The sequence below is a fragment of the Roseitalea sp. genome, from assembly GCF_984466335.1.
In genome coordinates this window covers 1-559 of record NZ_CFIFWG010000190.1, presented here as the reverse complement: position 1 = coordinate 559, position 559 = coordinate 1, and the positions used below count along the sequence as shown (strand labels likewise).

Below are 559 nucleotides of genomic sequence, written 5' to 3'. Positions count from 1 at the left end.
TCATCGCGGTATATTCCAGCGTGATGCCGGTCACGTCGCCGGCCTCGTTGCGCACGAGCGCGTGCGGTCGAAGCCAGTGGCGGATCGTCACGCCATGGGTCTGCGCCACCTCCCGCTCATAGGCGGAGGCGTTCATCTGCGCCTGTCCGCGCCGGTAGCAGATGGTCACCGTCTCCGCCCCCAGAAGCTTGGTCTGCACCGCCACGTCGATCGCCGTCATGCCGCCGCCGATCACCACCACGTTGCGGCCGACCGGCAGCGCGGACAGATCGTCGGTCTGGCGCAGCTTTTCGATGTAAGCCACGGCATCGATGCAGTTTCCGGCATCGTCGCCGTCAAGGCCCAGATCGTTGACGCCTGGAAGGCCCATGCCCAGGAACACCGCGTCATGGCCCGCGACCAGACCGTCGAGCGTGACGTCCCGGCCCAGCACGAGGCCATTCCTGATCTCGATGCCGCCCAGATCGGTGACGAAATCCACCTCGCGCTGCGCGAAATCGCCGGTCGTCTTGTAGGCGGCGATGCCGTATTCGTTCAGGCCGGTGGCCTTGGCCCGGCT

The 559-nt window shown here is 66.5% G+C and carries 1 pseudogene; it reads right to left on the bottom strand.

Annotated features, from left to right (window positions below):
- A pseudogene (locus AC5E6L_RS13860) lies at window positions 1–559 on the bottom strand (FAD-dependent oxidoreductase); the annotation flags it as partial.